Here is a 16,308-nt window from a genome sequence, read left to right on the forward strand (position 1 = left end):
CGCCCTGTGCGCGGTCGAAGACCGCGGGCCAACCACGGCAGTAGCTCCGTACCTCCGACTCCAGGGTCTCGAAGACACTCAGGGCGGGCGGGGTGTTCGTCCTCATGACGCGCTCCTAGTGCTGCAAGTATCCGGGTGCTGGGCTGCGAGCGACGGGATCGGCGGTCGAGCCAGGGGTCCGATGCGGTACAGGTGTTCGGACTCATGTACGTCAGGGAAGAGCCGTGCGGGAAACAACAGCTCACGCTCCAGTGCCGCCCCGTGTCGTTCGGCGAATGAGAGGAACAGCCGGCGCGACGCCTCGTTCTCCGCGCTGATGGTCGTCTCCAGGCGCTGGATGATCTGCCGGGACCGCAGGCGGGCGGCGAGGTGATCCAGCATGGCGCCGGCCAGGCCACGACCGCGACGGTGATCATCCACGGCGATCTGCCAGATGACGAGCGTGCCTGGCCGTTCGGGGCGGATGTAGCCCGTCACGAAGGCGAAAGTCTTGCCCCGTTCGTCGCGGGCGACCACGGAGGTCGCCGCGAAATCACGGCACCACAGCAGGTAGCTGTAGGACGAATTCACGTCGAGCACACGGGCATCGCGAGCGATACGCCACATCGAAGCACCGTCCTCGATCGTGGGCTCTTCCATGTGCTCTTTCGGCTTCACCATGGATCCACACCTCCGTCTCACAGCGGTGCACCAGGCGGGACAATTCCCGCGAGAAGCGTGTGAAGCTGCTCGGATGGAGCGCGAGTCTGCACAGTGCGGAGCCAAGCCGTTGCCTGACATTCACCTCCGAGGAAACGCATTCAGGACAACAGGCCGCATGTCAGATTTCCGAATTTATCTCTCCTCGGAAAACGCTGACCCGAATCATGCTAGAACAACAATCTCTCCCAGGCCACAGGACACAGCCGCTCCGAACAGTGCACGAATAACTATTTCCCGAAAGGTGGACTGCCGCAACCCCGGGCCTTCGGTGCGTCCCACCCACCGCGGGCGCTATCGCCTCGCATAACCGAGAGAACTCACGCAATGGACGTCTCCACTTGCACTCACTCGCCCTCTATGCATTCTTCCGGCTGCCTGGCACCACACGTGTCGAGCATGAGAAAGAATCGGAGAACAGAGTGAATGCTAAATTTTTCGCACAGGATTTCGGGATGGCGCCTCCTCGGCTACCTCCGAAGGCAGCGGCCGTCACACATGCAGGCGGGCCCCGCACCTCGGGCCCGGTCAGTGGGGCAGCCGCGGCACGCTCTCGATCAGCCGGCGGGTGTACCGGTGCTCCGGTGCGCCGAGCACCTGGGAGGTGGCTCCCTGCTCGACGACCAGACCGCGCTCCAGCACGGCGGTGCGCTCGCACAACGAAGCCACGACCGACAGGTCGTGGGAGACCATGACCAGTGTCAGCCCCCGCTCCCCCTTCAGTTCGGCCAGCAGGTCGACGACCTTCACCCGGGTGGTGACGTCCAGCGCGCTGACGGGCTCGTCGGCCAGCAGGACGCGTGGGTCGCAGACCGTGGCCCGGGCGATCGCGATGCGCTGGCGCTGCCCGCCGGAGAACTCGTGCGGGTAGCGGTCGACGGCGTCGGCCTGGAGGCCGACGCGCTCCAGCGCCGCCGCCACTTTGGGCGCCGCCGTGGCGCGGGTGTCCAGGCCGAGCGAGCGCAGCGGTTCCGCCACGATCGCGCCGACCCGCCGGCTCGGGTCGAGCGAGGCGTACGGGTCCTGGAAGACACACTGCACGCCGCGCCGGAAGCGACGCATCTGCTCGCGGTCGCGCGGGTTCAGGCCGGCCCCGTCGAAGAGGACGGTGCCCGTGGTGGGGCGGGCCAGGCCCAGCAGCAGGCGTAGCAACGTGGTCTTGCCCGCGCCGGATTCCCCTACCAGCGCGAGGCTCTCGCCGGCCTCGACGGCGAGGGACACGTCCCGTACCACGTCGGCCGCCGTGCCCCGGTAGCGCACCGCGGCGTCCTTCAGTTCCAGCACGGGTGTCATCGCGGGCTCCTCAGGTCCAGGGCGGACTCCAGCTTCCGGGCGCTGGCGACCAGGGCCCTGGTGTACTCCTCACGCGGCGCGCGCACGATGTCGTGGACCGCGCCCTCCTCGACAGCCCGGCCGTCCCTCATGACCAGCACCCGGTCGGTGACCCTGGACACGACGGCGAGGTCGTGGCTGACGAACAGCACGGCCATCTCCCGTTCGCGCACCAGGCCGTCGATCAGCTCCAGCATCTCCGCCTGCACGGACACGTCCAGGGCGGTGGTGGGCTCGTCGGCGATGAGCAGCTTCGGCTCGCAGGCCAGCGCCATCGCGAGGGCGACGCGCTGGCGCTGACCGCCGGAGACCTCGTGTGCGAAGGCGCGCGCGACGCGGTCGGGTTCGGGCAGCCGCACCTGCTCGAGGGCGTCGTACACGGCCTCACGCAGGGCTCTTCCCTTGAGGCCGGTGCGGCGGGCGAGCGGTTCGGCGATCTGACGGCCCAGCCGCATCAGCGGATCCAGCGCGGTCAGCGGCTCCTGGAAGACGACGGCCGCGTCGCGCCCGCGGACGGCGGTGAGCCGTTTCTCGGCGGCGCCCACCGTCTGCGTCCCGGCCAGTGCCACGCTGCCGGCCGCCTTCATGCCGTCGGGCAGCAGTCCGAGCACCGCGAGCGTCGTCAGGGACTTACCGGAGCCGGATTCGCCGATGAGGCCGAGCCGTTCACCGCCGGCCACCGTGAAGGACAGGTCGTCGACCAGGGTCCGGCCGTCGGGGGCGTGGACGGTCAGTCCGCGTACGTCGAGGAGAGTCACGCGCGCCTCCGCCGGGTGGCCGGGTCGAGGGTGTCACGCAGGCCGTCGGCGATGAGGTTCACTCCGATGACGAGCAGTACGAGCAGGATGCCGGGGGCGAGCGCGCCGGCCGGCGCCGTGGTGAAGGTAGCCTGCGCTTCCTGGAGCATGCGGCCCCAGGAGGCGTTGGGCGGCGGTGTTCCGAGACCCAGGTAGGACAGCCCCGCCTCGGCGAGCACGGCGAGACCGAACTGCAGCGCGAGGTTGACCACCAGCGTCGGCCAGATATTGGGCAGGACGTGGGAGAGGACCGTTCGCGGCCAGGAGGTTCCGGAGGTACGGGCGGCGGTGATGTAGTCCTGCGCCAGGACCCGCTTGACCAGGATGCGCACCAGCCGCGCCACGACCGCGCTCTGCGCCAGGCCGATCGCCAGCACCGCCGAGCCGAGAGTCGCCGAGCGCGCGGCGACGATGAGCATCGCCAGCAACAGCGTCGGGAAGGCGATGAGGATGTCCAGGAACGCGGAGAGCGTGTCGTCGATCCACCCCTGTGCGAATGCCGCGAGCAGGCCCAGGGTGACGCCGACGGCGGCGGCGATGGTCACCGACCCGAGCCCCGCCTCGACGGCGATGCGGGAGCCGGTCATCACCTGGGTGAACACATCACGTCCAAGCTTGTCGGTGCCGAGCAGGTGGCCGGCGCCCGGTCCGGCGAGCCGTCCGCCGGAGGTGTCCTCGGCGTCGTAGGGCAGCCAGAAGAACGACACCACGGCGAGCAGCGCGATCAGACCGGCGAGTACGCAGCCGACGAGGAGGGTGACGGAGCGCCGGGAACGCCGCTCCGTGGGGGGCCTCGTGGAGGACTTCGTGGGGGTGAGCAGGTCCGTCCCGGTCATCGGGCACCTCCCGAGAGCCGGCCGCGCAGCCGCGGGTCGATGATCCGCTGGACCAGGTCGGCGACGAAGCCGATCACCAGCACCGCGAGGGTGGAGACGAACAGGACACCCTGGATGACCGGGTAGTCGTGCTGCGCGATGCCGGTGGCGAGCAGTGAGCCGAGGCCGGGCAGGGCGTACACCGACTCCACGACGACGGCGCCGAGCAGCGTCGAGGCGAGTTCGATGCCGAGGATGGAGATGACCGGCACGGCGGCGTTGCGCAGACCGTGCCGCCACATGGCGCGGCCGAAGGACGAGCCGAGGGCGCGCGCCGTGCGCAGATGGTCGCTGCCGAGGACGTCGAGGGTGGCGGAGCGGACGTAGCGGATCAGGGACGCGCTCATCACCAGGGCGATGGTCACGACCGGCAGGGCGAGGGAGCGGACCGCCTCGGCGGGGTCGGACCAGCCGTCCTGCGGGAAGCCGCCGGAGGGCAGCCAGCCCGCGTTCAGCGCGAAGACCGCGATGAGGATCATGCCCAGCCAGAACACGGGTATGGCGATGCCCAGTTGGGACACGCCGCTGAGCAGCGCGCCGTACCAGGTGCGCCGCTTGTGCGCGGCGACGAACCCGGCGGGTACGGCGACCAGGACGGCGAGGACAAAGGCGGCCAGCGTGAGCGGCACGGTGACGTTCAGCCGGGCGGTGACCTCGGGGGCCACGGGCAGCGAACTGACGAACGAGGTGCCGAGGTCGCCGCCGGCCAGCTGCCCGAGCCAGTGGGTGAACTGCTCGGGCAGCGGCCGGTCGGAGCCGATGGAGTGGCGGGCGGCGGCTATCTGTCCGGGACTGGCGCCGACCGCGGTGAGCGCGTTGGCGGGGTCGCCGGGCAGCAGGCGCAGCAGCACGAACAGCACCACGCTCGCCAGGGCCAGCGACACTCCGAGGAAGGCGAGCCGGCGCAGCAGATAGCGCGCCATCAGCCCTTCTTCTCGATGTCGTAGGCGAAGAACTGGGAGTTGAGGCCGTTGAGCGGGTAGCCGGACAGCTTGTTGTTCGCGACGACGAGCTGCGGGTAGAGGTACAGCCAGTCGCTTGCGGCGTCCTCGGCGGTCTTCCGGTTGACCTGTTTCAACAGGTCGGTCTGCTCGGCGGTGCTGGACGCTTCCTCGGCCTGCTCCACCCACTTCGTGACCTGCGGGTCGTCGTAACCCCAGTAGAAATCGGGGTTTCCGTACCAGACCAGGTCACGGTCGTTGACGTGCTCCTGGAGCGTGGCCGTGAAGTCGTGGTTCCTGTAGACCTTCGTGTACCACTCGTCCGGTGTGATCGTGTTGATCTTGACGGTGATGCCGACCTCGGCGAGCTGTGACTTGATGAACGTCGCGGCCGTCGGGTGCGGGTCGTAGTTGGGGGTGTCGAGGGTGAAGCTGAAGCCCTTGGCGTAACCGGCCTCGGCGAGCAGTTTCCTGGCCTTCGTCACGTCGTGGACATCGACGTCGGTGAGGTCTTCGTACCAGGGGTCCGTGGGCGGCACCATCGAGCCGATCGGCTTGCCGTAGCCGCCCCAGACGGACTCCAGGAGCTTCTCGTCGTCGATGGCGGCGGACACGGCCTGGCGCACCTTGACGTCGGTGAAGGGCTTGGCCTTGTCGTTGAACGCCAGCAGCAGCTTGGTGGTGGAGTCGCCGTCGTTCACCGTGTAGGTGCCGTTGTTCTTGAACTGCTCCAGGGCGTCGGGCGACTGCTCGCTGGTGACCACGTCGACGGCGTTGGTCAGCAGCGCGTTGTTGAGTGCCGTGGCGTCCTTGTAGTAGCGGAAGACGACCTGCTTGTTCGCGGCGGCGTCACCCCAGTAGCCGGCGAAGCGGTTCAGGCTCAGCGCGGAGCCGCGGGTCCACTTGTCCAGGGTGTACGGGCCGGTGCCGTCCTCGGTCGTCTTCAGGTTCTGCGCCTGGGAGTTGATGATCCAGACGTAGGAGAGGTTGTAGACGAAGGAGATCGACTTCTTGGACAGCGTGATCTTCACGGTCCGCGTGTCGGGGGTGGCGATGTCCTCGATGACCTTGAGGTTGCTCTTGCGGGCCGACTGGGAATCGTCCGCGATCACCTTCTCCAGGCTGTACTCGACGTCCGCGCTGGTGAGTTCCTTGCCACTGTGGAACGTCACGCCGTCGCGCAGGGTGAAGGTGTAGGTGAGGCCGTCGGCGCTGGTCTCGTAGTCCTGGGCGAGGAGCTTGTCGACCTTGCCGTCGTCGGTCAGCCTGAACAGACCCTCGTAGACGTTGCCGTTGAGCGCCTCGGTGACGCCCTGGCCGCCACCGGCGGTGTTGTCGAGGTTCTGCGGCTCGTAGAGGGAGCCGATGTTGACGACCGCGTCCTTGTCCCAGGTACCGCCCGAGGCGTCGGAGCCACCGGAGCCGCCGCATGCGGTCAGGGCCAGGGCGAGGGCGGCGACGGCAGCGGTGCCGTACAGGACGTTCTTCTTGGTACTCATGGGGTGGGGGCTCTTTCGGTGCCGGGAGCTGCGGGTGATCAGTGCTGGGCGTCGAAGCCGGCGCGGAAGACGGGGAGCTTCTCGCCGGCCTCGACGGGCAGGTGGAAGCGGTTCTGCCGCGGCGGCATCGGACAGTTGTACTGATCGGAGAATCCGCAGGGCGGCACGAAGGCCTGGTTGAAGTCGAGGACGACCCGGCTCTCGTCGTCCGTGCGCCGCACGAAGAGGAAGCGGCCGGCCCCGTAGGTGGTGTCACCGTTGGTCGGGTCGCCGAAGACCAGCAGCAGGGTGCCGTCGTCGTCGAATGCGCTGAGGGTGTACGCGCGACCGTCGACGGTGAGCGTGATGTCGCCGGGGACGACCAGGTCGCGGCTGCCGCCGTTGTCCCGGATGTGCTCGAAGGCGATGCTCCGGGCGCCGGCGACGGGTGTGTAGGACGCTTCCAGGACCCAGGCGGGGTCGTAGGGAAAGACGTCCACCCGCTCGAAGTGACGGATGGCGGGCGCGTCGGCGTCCCAGAAGCGCAACCCGTGCTCGGGCTCACCGGTGACCAGGTCGGTGCGCCGGAGGGTGGTGACCGTCACGGTCTCCGGGCGGTCCGCGCGGGCTTCCGCCGCGTCCGGGACCTCGCCTGCCGGGGCCCAGCGGGTCTCCACCAGGGCGAGGTTGCCCGTCGGCGACATGAGCGCCTGATGGCGCCCGGCGCGCCAGGCCTCCCACTCCTCTGCCGGATCGGCTGACACGCGGGCGGGGACGGAGTGGGACACGGCGTTACTCATTCGTCTAGGCGGAGCAGCCCTCACAGCCTCTGGGAAGCAGGACGTGAATAAATGGCCAAAGCATCACCTTTATTGTCCATAAGCCCATCTAATGTCAAACGTCTGTGTCACATGGTGAGACAGATTTCCGGTGGCGTGGACGGTCGGCAGCCACCGCTGCGTCAGCAGCCGCCTTCGCGCGCCGAGTACGATGCCAGCGCTCGACAGACGCCCGGAGTGACCTCGCGGGGCCGTCGGACCGTCATGCCCCTGCTCAAGAGAAGAACGGCGCCCATGCCACGTCCCTCCGTGCCTGCGGTACCACCGCCCGCACGCCGCCCGGCCCCGCCCGTCACCCGGTGGTGGCTGACCACCCCGGCCCGCGTCGGCTTCGTGCTCGCCGTGCCCCTGCTCGGGCTGATCAACGAGTACCTCGGTTTCCTGCTGCTGGTCTTCACGATCGTCCTGATCTGGAAGGGCAACCCCTGGCAGAGGACCGTGAAGGTGGCCGCCACGATCGGCGCCATGGCACTGCTCGGCGCGGTGCTTCCGGCCCCGCCCGAGGACACCGCGGCAAAGGCCGACGGCAAGTCAGCGGCAACGGAACGTCCGGCGGGCCTGTTCGCCTCGCCGACGCCCTCGACCGCTGTCGACGAGACGGAGCCGGCCCCCGAGCCGCGGCCGACGGCGGCCGACTACCGGGATCGGCGGCTGGACGAGGCACGGGACGCTGCCGAGGCCGCCGGGTTCGGCGTGGGCGACCACAACGCTTCGGACGACGACAAGAGCATCTGGATGCGGTCCAACTGGACCGTCTGCTTCCAGGAGACCGGCTGGACCCGGTCCGGCACCAGGACGATCGACTTCGGCGCCGTGCAGACCGGCGCCCCGTGCCCCGGGACGGACGGCGGAGCCATTCCGTGGCCGGCCATGCCGGATCTGGTCCGCAAGACCTGGAAGACGGCGCACAAAGAGGTCGTGGGCCTCGGAATCGTCGCGGACGACCGCGTGCGGGCGGACACTGTGTACCTCAACGACCAGCTGCCCGACGAGGGCGAGTACGACGACTGGCGTGTCTGCGTGACCGACCCGGGCGAGGGCGGGGACGTCACACTGGACACGTGGGTGACCTTGGAACTGACCGACCCGGACAACGGCTGCCCGGAACCGGGCCGGGAGGACGGCGACGATGCCAGGCTCCCCGACCGGGACAAGGACGGCGATCCCGACTACAGCGACCCGTTCCCCGGCGACCGGAACCGCGACAGCACCTTCCCGAACGGTCTGCCGGACAGCTCCGGCAGCTCAGGCGGTTCGTCCGGCGGAGACGGCGGGGGCGACTGGAACTGCCCCCGCACCCGCTGGTGCTGACGGCGACGCCGAGATGCGGCGCCGCCGTCCGGGCGGGTTTCGGGCAGCGGCGCCTCAGTAGGGGCAGGCGAACGACTTCGCCTGCGCCGCGGTGAGGGCGCCACCGTAGACGCGGACGGTGTCCGCTCCCCCGTGGAAGTACTCGCCCCAGCCGCCGTCGGCGGTGTGGCCGCGGCCGATCCGGAGCGGGCCGGGGGCGCTCCAGGAGGTGTTGAACCCCGTGGTGGCCACCGTCTCGCCCTTGGTGTAGAAGGCGTGATGTGCCCCTCGGAGTCGTCGTACACGACGACCACTTCGTCGACGTACGACCGGGGCCGGCCCTGCCGCCAGGGCATGTCACGGCACACGTGACCGTGTCGGCGATGTCCGGCGACGCGGGCAGTACGTTCCCCGCAAGGACCGCGGCGACGGCGGCGACCGCGGGAAACGTACTGTTCGAGTCGTCACCAGCAGGGGCTACCGTCGTCCTCGCGCCAAACCACCTTCGTGACGGACATGGGCCGGGTGAAGTAACTCCCGTGCCCCTTGCTGACGCATGCCGTGTACGTGGGGCCCTGCCCCTCGTCCTGAACGACGACGTACGTCATCGTGACGTCCCGGGACGTGTTGTTGTAGTAGATGTGGCCACGCGCACCGCCGGACCACTCACCGTCGGTCGCCAGCGACGGAGGCGTATCGGTATCGCCGTACCAGTAGTCGGCCCAGACACAGAAATTACCCTCCGTGCAGTTGGCCGAAGACCACGCCGAGGCACTGGGCGCGGAAGCCATAACACCGAGGAAGGCTGCGGGTATCGCTGCGAGTGCGATGGTCCTCAAACGCATGGGGGATCCATTCCTTAGACGTCGCGCCGACGCTAACAGTGCAGATGTTGAAAGATCAAGCGTCAGATCTCCGACATTCCACCTCACCCGTGCAGGCTCAACTGCCCACTTCAGCACGGGGTTTGTCCGGACGGGTCTGCTTCGGCGTCCGGAACACCGCGAGCAGGTCAGTGCCGGGTGATCACGATGACATCGTCGCTCTCACCCCAGCGCCGGACGTCGTCCTTACGGGGGTTGACCCGCACTCCGTAGTCGGGGCCCGAGGTCGCGCGGTCGCGGCACCGGTACCCGATGGCGCACTCCCCCCGGCGCGAAGCCGATGCGACGACAGTGGCGAAGGCCGCGTGGCACCCCGTCCTCACGTAGTGGCCGGCCGGCTTGAGTTGGATCGTGTTGCCGCCAGGAGCGAGGAGTTCCTCGAACAGCTCGGCGAGATGCCAGTTCTGCGAGATCTGCGACATCAGGAGGCCGACCAGTTTGCCACTGACGACGAAATCGGTACCTGGGCCGACCGGCGCGATCGCCCTGTTGCGGTCATCGGTCATCTCGGTGACCACGGCGACCGGGCTCCCCGATGTACGTTCCAGGTCGCGAAGGAGGAGCAGGGTGACCAACGTGCGGTCGTCCGGGGCGCCGTCACAGGCCCCGCGGTCGGGGCCGAGGACGATGACGCCGTCGTACGAGGCGAGATCCACCCTGTTCACCGCCTCCGGCAGGGTGGGGTCTCCAGGCTGGAGTTCCACCGTGAGGCCGGCGGATACCGCAGCCTCCGCGGCCCGCACCTCCGCGGCGGTGGACTCCCCGCCGTCTGCCACGACGTGGAGGACCGAGCCGGGGGTGACGTGGTCGGACAGGTGGCGGACGATGCTGTGTGCACGGCGGTTCCATCCCAGCAGCAACATCCTCTCGGGCCGCGCCGCTGCCGGTGGCCGGGACACGATGACCGACGCGTCGACAGCCGCCGGCTCAGGGGCCGCCACCGTGGTGTCGTCGTCCTCCGCGATCACGACGAGCCGGTCACCTGTACGGACCAGCGTGTCGGGTGGCGGGGCGAGCCGCAACGCCCCGTCCGCCCGCACGATGCCGACCACGGTCGACGTCGGATAGGCCATCAGGACTTCGGTGAACGTGCGACCGGCCTGGGCCGGCGCCTCGACGACGTAGAACTCGTCTCCGGCGAAGTCGAGCAACTCCTGGTACACGACCGACAGTCCTGGCTGCCGGGCACACTGCGCCACGAGCCGCGCGGTGATGTCGTCGATCTCCAGGATGACGGCACCCGGGCCGGCGGCGAGCGTGGCAGCGAGCCGATAGCGGCCGTCCCGGACCACAGCCAGGATCCGGGCGCGGCAGTCGCCGTCGATCGTCGCACGGAGGGACAGCAGGTTCTTGACGATCTCGGCGTCCTCCCCGGGTTCGTCGCGCGGGAGGACCAGGACGACGTCCGCCGTTGCCGCGCTGACCCGTTCGAGTGCGGCAGGGTCTGTCGGGCGCCCGTTGCGGCAGATGATGCGGGTGCCCCCTGTGCCGCCCACCTCGGTACGCAACTCCTCCTCCATGTCCGTCTTGTCCCGGTCGGCCAGGACGACGATGGCCCTCCGGCCCTGGTTGGCGTTGGCTTCCACGATCTCCGCGACGACCGTGCAGATCTGGTCGGACCAGCCGAGTACCACGGTGTGGCCGTCCTCCAGGACGGTGGAGTGGCCGCGGCGGAGGGCGAGGAGCTTCTCGGTGATCGCGGCGGTGATCAGGCTGACGAGGGTGGACACGTAGAAGAGGGCGACCAGGGCGAGAAGGACCGACAGCGTGACGCGCAGGGGCGATCCGGCCTCTCCACCCAGCCGGAGTGTCTGTCCGACGCTCCGCCACACCGCCGCGGCCTTCGCCCACCGGTCGTCGGGGGCCCGGTCATCCGTCCATACCAGGACGGCGCTCGCCGGGACGACAATGACCAGGCACGCGACAGCGAGCCAACCGATGAGGGCGGCGGCTCCACCTGCCAGCGTGTTGTCGAACCAGTACCGCGCCCGCTCACCCGGCGCCGCCCGGCGCGGCACGCCCACCGTGGGGCCCGCCGCTGCCGCCGGGGCGTCCTGACTCCGCCGCTGCTTCCCCACCTTGGCGATCCCGGCCCGCAGGCGCCCGCCCTGATCATCGCTCGTCCTGTGCACAGCAGCAGCGTGAAGAGTCGCTGACCACGGCATACGGGTATCCGGCAGTGATTCATCCTTTAGAGGACCAGGCGGATATCAGCGCACCTCCTTGGAAGCGCCTGCCATGTCAGGCGCGCCGCAGCGCGGGCATGAGGCGGAGCGCGTTGTCGCGGTAGACACCGCGCCGTTGGCGGTCCGTGAGGGCGGGGTCGGTCTCGACAGCAGGCACCGTGAAGTCGGTGATGATGTTGGCGGAGGCGGCAGGCCAGTCGGTGCCGAAGAGGATCCGGTCGGCACCCGCGGTGGCGACGAGAGTGCCCGAGGGGGCCGAAGGACCCGCCGTGTCGTAGGAGAAGCGGTGGAGATGGTCCTGCACCCGGGCCGCGTCGAGCGGTGGGGTGCAGAAGTCGCCGAAGGCCTTCATGCGGGTGGCGATCTGGGGGAGGAATCCGCCGCCGTGCGGCAGGATGACCGACAGTCGCGGGTAGCGCTCGAGTGTCCTGGTACGGATCAGGTTCACAGCGGCACGCGTGGTGTCCAGCAGGAAATCGCACATGAAGTTCGGGATCCCGGGGACGGTGGGCTCGCCGGGAGGTCCGCCCGGCAGGTCGAGCGGGTGAGTGAAGAGGACCGCGGCGCGTTCGTCGAGCTCGGCGAGGAGGCGGTCGTAGGAGGGATCACCGAGATAGACACCGTTGTAGTTGGCCTTCATGCTGACCCCCACGGCGCCGAGTTCGTCGTAGGCGCGTCGGAGAGCCCATGTGGTCACTTCGGGATGGTCCATGACGGCAGGGCCGAGGACGGCGAAACGGCCCGGGTGTGCGGCCACGATATCGGCCAGCTCCTCGAAGACGACGGTGAGACCTTCCTTGGCCTGCGCCGCGGAGCTGTACCGGTCCTGCATGGTCGGGTTGAGGACTGCGGTGGCGATTCCCACCCGGTCCATCATCGCCAGGGTGGAGTCCACGTCCCAACGCGCCCACCACGGCAGCTCCTCCCGCCGCACCAAGCCCTCGCGCTCGGCCCAGTCCACCCACGCCGGAGCGGTGAAATGGTGATGGACGTCGATCTTCGCCCGGCCGGCGTCCTCACCGCTCCCCGAGCCCCCCAGCACCGCTTCTCCCTTGTCCAGAGCACTGGACCCGCCCGTGGCGGCGCCGGTGGCCGCCATCGCCCCGCTGGCGATGAGCAGACTGCGCCGACTCATGGCCGATTCCGACATCCGCGTATCCCATCTGTAGCGCCCGGCAGTCAGCCGCTCCACGATGGCCCGGAGGCGGGCCCACGGCCGTCACGGCGTGCCCTGTTCGGGGTCGGTTCCCTCGGACGGACGCAGCGTGGAGCGCGCGCCGTGGGCGCCGTGCGCCACACCTCAGCTCAACCGGAACACCGGGCCGCGCGGCGTGAAGGGCAGAGTGGCACCCTGCGGGAGCAGGAAGGCGTGCTCGCGCCGGATCCGCAGCGTGTCGCACCAGCCGTCCGTGATGACCAGCACCGGGGCCGCCGGCGGGAAGTCGTCGGCCCGGTGCAGCAGGTCGATGCCCGGCTGCAGTTCTGTACCGCCCCGGCCACGCACCCGAACCCGGCCGGCGATCTCGGCCGGGGGAAGGTACCCCGCGTCGTACGGCGCCGCGTCGCAGAACACCACACGCGCCGCCGGTACGTCGTGTGCCTGCGCGTACGAGGCGATCGCCCCGAGGGCCTTGCCGAGCAGAGGGCTGCTCATCGAGCCTGAGGTGTCGAGTACGACGCCAAAGGTGCAGCGGGCCGTCTCCTCGGGAGGGAAGTACCGGCCGGCACGCGGGATGTCCGGAGTCGATGCCTGCCGCCGGGCGGGGCGGGCGTAGGAGCGTACGGGCTCCGCCGGGTACGAGTGAGGACTTGCCGATCCCGGGCGCTCCCCAGAGGAACACGGGCCGCACGGCGGCGAGTCCGAGCAGCAGTTCGGGAAGACGGGCGGGGGTGACGGTGACGGCAGCCTGCACGCTGAGGGTCCTTCGGGACGCGGGAGATCGAGCCCGCCCAGTATGGGAGGCCTCATGATCCGCAGCCGAATATCGGCGAGCCGGTGCGGGACCGGCCGTGCGAGGCCGATGGGTCAGCCCACCAGATCCGGCGCGCGCAGCATCTCGGGCGGGATGCCCCAGGCGTCGACGAGCCCGACCGCGAGGGGCCGGACCTTTCGGCAGAGGTCGTTCACCTCACGGCTGATCGCCTTGGAACGCTGGACGGTCAGCCGGCCGTGCTCCATGAACCAGGCTCGGTCCGCCTCGATCGTCGACAGGGCGAACAGGTCGCACAGCAAGCCCAGCGCGACCTTGTTGCCGTTCTCGGGCAGTGCGCGCACCTTGTCGACGAACGCCTCCAGCACCAGCCGCTCGACGTGTGCGTGCGCGACTGCGATGACGTGGTCCTGCACCTGCGAGAAGACGACGCCGGGATTGCGCTTCTGGTCGATCCCGCGCTTGAGCCGGCGGGCCACGCCGGAGAGCATGTGCTCCTCGCGGTAGCGGAGCATGGCGAGTTGGTACTCCGAGTCGAGCAGGCCGGCTTCCTGATCCCACTCGTCGCCGCCGGGCAGCAGGTCACGTACCCGCTCGAGCAGCTTGTGGACCGAAGTCCTCTCTATGACCGTCTCCACGGCGAGGTTGGTGACGTAGCGGACCATGCCGAGCTGGTCCAGGTCCTCGAACTCACTCGCGTGATGGGTGAGCAGGCCCTTGGCCACGAGCTGCAGCAGGACGTGGTTGTCGCCTTCGAAGGTGGTGAAGATGTCGCTGTCGCCCTTGAGTGCGGCGAACCGGTTGACGGCGAGATACCCGGCGCCGCCGCAGGCCTCGCGACACTCCTGGACGACGCGGGTGGCGTGCCAGGTACCGAGCGCCTTGGTGCCGGCGGCCCGTGACTCCAGCCGACGACGCGCGTGCGCGTCGTCCTCGATGCCCGAGAAGACTTCGTGCAGTTGCGTGCGTACGACGTCCTGCGCGAAGTGCAGCGCGTACGTACGCGCGATGAGCGGCAGCAGACGACGCTGGTGCAGGCCGTAGTCGAGGAGCAGTTGCTCCTCCGTGTCCGAGGCCGCTTCGAACTGCCGGCGCCGTACGGCGTACTTCGTGGCGATCGTCAGGGCGACCTTGGCGGCGTTGACCCCGGCGCCGCCGACGCTGACCCGGCCCTGCACCAGCGTGCCGAGCATGGTGAAGAAGCGTCGGTCGGGGTTCTCGATCGAGCTCTCGTAGACGCCTTCGGCGGTGACGTCGGCGAACCGGTTGAGCAGCGCCTCGCGTGGCACCCGCACATCGTCGAACCAGATGCGGCCGTTGTCCACGCCCTTGAGACCCATCTTGCGGCCGTCGTCCTCGATCCGGACGCCGGGCGCCACCTCGCCGTCGACCCGGATCGGCACGACGAACGCGTGCACACCTTCGGACTTCCCGCCCACCTCCAGCTGGGCGAAGACGACTGCCAGCTCGGCGTGGCGGGCGGCGTTGCCGATGTAGTCCTTGCGCGCCTGGTCGCCATGGGTGGTGATGACGAATTGCTGGCCGTCGGCGTCGTACCTCGCGTGGGTGCCGAGCGCCTGGACGTTGGAGCCGTGCCCCGTCTCGGTCATCGCGAAGCATCCCATCAGCTGGCCGGTGACAAGGTCCGGCAGATAGGCATCGTGGTGACGTGCGGTGCCCAGATGCAGGATCGCGCCGCCGAAGAGCCCGAACTGTACGCCGACCTTCACCAGCACCGACAGGTCGCCGAAGGCAAGCGTCTCGAACGCGGCGATCGAGGCTCCGATGTCGCCGCCCCCGCCGTACCTGCTCGGGAAACCCATGCCGGTCTGGCCTGTCGCAGCCATCTCGACCACGAGCTCGCGCACCCGCTCGCGGAACGCGTCGACGCCGAGCTCGTCGGCCTCCTCGAGGACGGAGGCGTGCGTCACCAGGTTGGTCCGGACGAGGTCGCGGATCTCGGCGTACTCGCCGTCGAGCACCTCGGTCAGTGCCCGGACGTCGACCTCGGGCTGCACGTATCCGCTCGCAGCAGGGGATGTGTTGTCAGTGGCCATGCCACTTCGCTACCCCGCCCAGGGACGATCAAGCGGTCGACCGTGCTCGCCACCCGGGCGAGGCGATACCCTTGGGCCGATCACCGAGCGCGTTCCCGTAGCTTCCGCGCAACCGACCGACGGCCGCGGCTGACAGACAGCAGAACACCCGTGAGCCCCACGCTGATGCGACTGGTCGAGCCCTCGGACGGCCCGGCACTCGCCGGCCTGCTCACCCGGGACAAGCAGGCGTATGCGCGCTGGCTGCCCGCGAGGTCCGCAGAGTTCTACACGCCCGATGGACAAGCTTCCGTCATCGCATCCCTGCTGGCCTCCCATGCCGAAGGGCTCGCGTGGCCCGGCGTCGTGGTCAGCGACGAGACCGTCATCGGGCAAGTCGGTGTCAGCTCGATCCTGCGCGGCCCGTTCCGAAAGGGTTTCCTCGGCTACTGGGTCTCTTCGCTCCACCAGGGCCTCGGGCACACGAGCCGTGCCGTCGGCCTGGCGCTGCGGGTCGCCGAGGACGAGCTGGACCTGCACCGGGTGGAGGCACACACCCAGCTGGACAACCTCGCGTCTCAGGCGGTTCTGCGCAAGCACGGTTTCACCCCCTGGGGCATCGCCCATGATCATTTCTTCGCCGGCGGCGCATGGCGCGATGAAGTGTTCTGGGAAAAGACACTGCCCGGCAGCCTCGCCTCCTGAGTGCGCGCCCTGTCGGGCCGGCTGGACGGCGACCAATCGAGACCCACCGCCACGACTCCCTGTTTGACCACGCGGCCCGCCTCGGGCCGGTTGCGGGGCATTGTTGACCGGCCCCAGCTGCGTGCCGGGTTCGAGGACCGGTCCCACGACGACGGCCTTCGCGCTGCGCGAGGGCCTCGACCACGTGCGGGTAGAGCCGGGCCGGAGCGTCGACGCGCTTGGGCGTGTTTCGAAAGTAGCGCCGTCCGCCCGAAGGGCGGGCCTGGCGGCGTCTGGTGCGTGCGATCGCAAGGCGGAGGGTCGCCCCGATACTGG

The 16,308-nt window shown here is 69.3% G+C and carries 14 protein-coding genes and 2 pseudogenes; 2 read left to right on the forward strand and 14 right to left on the reverse strand.

Annotated elements, in window-relative coordinates; translation table 11 throughout:
- Window positions 1-102 precede the first annotated feature (102 nt).
- The 7 genes from ectA to ACFYSH_RS33550 form a co-directional block, all read right to left on the reverse strand.
- The gene (gene ectA, locus ACFYSH_RS33520; protein WP_359479023.1) at window positions 103-660 is read right to left on the reverse strand and encodes a diaminobutyrate acetyltransferase; all 558 of its coding nucleotides are present in this window, start codon (window positions 658-660) and stop codon (window positions 103-105) included.
- A 567-nt stretch (window positions 661-1,227) separates the two neighbouring features.
- On the reverse strand, window positions 1,228-1,992 hold the full coding sequence (locus tag ACFYSH_RS33525; protein ID WP_359479020.1) for an ABC transporter ATP-binding protein: 765 nt from the start codon (window positions 1,990-1,992) through the stop codon (window positions 1,228-1,230).
- Entirely contained in the window at window positions 1,989-2,789 is an 801-nt protein-coding gene (locus ACFYSH_RS33530; RefSeq protein WP_388757604.1) for an ATP-binding cassette domain-containing protein, read from the reverse strand. Before ACFYSH_RS33530 ends, ACFYSH_RS33525 begins: the two co-directional genes overlap by 4 nt.
- Entirely contained in the window at window positions 2,786-3,664 is an 879-nt protein-coding gene (locus tag ACFYSH_RS33535) for an ABC transporter permease (protein ID WP_388757607.1), read from the reverse strand. The genes ACFYSH_RS33530 and ACFYSH_RS33535 overlap by 4 nt, the downstream gene beginning before the upstream one ends.
- Window positions 3,661-4,626 carry an ABC transporter permease gene (locus ACFYSH_RS33540; RefSeq protein WP_359479011.1) on the reverse strand — a complete coding sequence of 322 codons (966 nt, stop codon included), beginning with the start codon at window positions 4,624-4,626 and terminating at the stop codon, window positions 3,661-3,663. The genes ACFYSH_RS33535 and ACFYSH_RS33540 overlap by 4 nt, the downstream gene beginning before the upstream one ends.
- Window positions 4,626-6,143, reverse strand: coding sequence for an ABC transporter substrate-binding protein (locus ACFYSH_RS33545; RefSeq protein ID WP_388757611.1), 1,518 nt, complete (start codon window positions 6,141-6,143; stop codon window positions 4,626-4,628). The genes ACFYSH_RS33540 and ACFYSH_RS33545 overlap by 1 nt, the downstream gene beginning before the upstream one ends.
- A 38-nt stretch (window positions 6,144-6,181) precedes the next feature.
- Window positions 6,182-6,922 (reverse strand): DUF1684 domain-containing protein, encoded by a 741-nt coding sequence (locus tag ACFYSH_RS33550; RefSeq protein ID WP_388757613.1) that lies wholly within the window; start codon window positions 6,920-6,922, stop codon window positions 6,182-6,184.
- A 273-nt stretch (window positions 6,923-7,195) separates the two neighbouring features.
- Between ACFYSH_RS33550 and ACFYSH_RS33555 the strand changes: the two genes are divergently transcribed.
- On the forward strand, window positions 7,196-8,272 hold the full coding sequence (locus ACFYSH_RS33555) for a hypothetical protein (RefSeq protein WP_359479003.1): 1,077 nt from the start codon (window positions 7,196-7,198) through the stop codon (window positions 8,270-8,272).
- Between the two features lie 54 nt (window positions 8,273-8,326).
- Here the strand turns inward: ACFYSH_RS33555 and ACFYSH_RS33560 are convergent, their stop codons facing one another.
- The 7 genes and pseudogenes from ACFYSH_RS33560 to ACFYSH_RS33590 form a co-directional block, all read right to left on the reverse strand.
- Window positions 8,327-8,503 (reverse strand): hypothetical protein, encoded by a 177-nt coding sequence (locus tag ACFYSH_RS33560; RefSeq protein ID WP_359479000.1) that lies wholly within the window; start codon window positions 8,501-8,503, stop codon window positions 8,327-8,329.
- Window positions 8,504-8,715: 212 nt separating this feature from the next.
- The gene (locus ACFYSH_RS33565; protein WP_388757616.1) at window positions 8,716-9,096 is read right to left on the reverse strand and encodes a hypothetical protein; all 381 of its coding nucleotides are present in this window, start codon (window positions 9,094-9,096) and stop codon (window positions 8,716-8,718) included.
- 167 nt (window positions 9,097-9,263) lie between these two features.
- Window positions 9,264-11,267 (reverse strand): NAD-binding lipoprotein, encoded by a 2,004-nt coding sequence (locus tag ACFYSH_RS33570; protein ID WP_388757619.1) that lies wholly within the window; start codon window positions 11,265-11,267, stop codon window positions 9,264-9,266.
- A gap of 109 nt (window positions 11,268-11,376) precedes the next feature.
- A complete protein-coding gene (locus ACFYSH_RS33575; protein ID WP_359478991.1) occupies window positions 11,377-12,456 on the reverse strand; it encodes an amidohydrolase family protein in 1,080 nt (359 codons plus the stop codon).
- A 165-nt stretch (window positions 12,457-12,621) separates the two neighbouring features.
- A pseudogene (locus ACFYSH_RS33580) lies at window positions 12,622-13,110 on the reverse strand (VWA-like domain-containing protein); the annotation flags it as partial.
- Window positions 13,097-13,234, reverse strand: a pseudogene (locus tag ACFYSH_RS33585) (MoxR family ATPase); the annotation flags it as partial. The pseudogenes ACFYSH_RS33580 and ACFYSH_RS33585, both read right to left, overlap by 14 nt.
- 113 nt (window positions 13,235-13,347) lie before the next feature.
- A complete protein-coding gene (locus ACFYSH_RS33590) occupies window positions 13,348-15,309 on the reverse strand; it encodes an acyl-CoA dehydrogenase (RefSeq protein WP_388757622.1) in 1,962 nt (653 codons plus the stop codon).
- 150 nt (window positions 15,310-15,459) lie between these two features.
- On the opposite strand from ACFYSH_RS33590, the gene ACFYSH_RS33595 reads away from it, so the two are divergent.
- Complete coding sequence (locus tag ACFYSH_RS33595) at window positions 15,460-15,993, forward strand: GNAT family N-acetyltransferase (protein ID WP_388757625.1); 534 nt, start codon at window positions 15,460-15,462, stop codon at window positions 15,991-15,993.
- Window positions 15,994-16,308: the final 315 nt, after the last annotated feature.

The organism is Streptomyces sp. NPDC005791 (assembly GCF_042871485.1).
GTDB lineage: Bacteria > Actinomycetota > Actinomycetes > Streptomycetales > Streptomycetaceae > Streptomyces.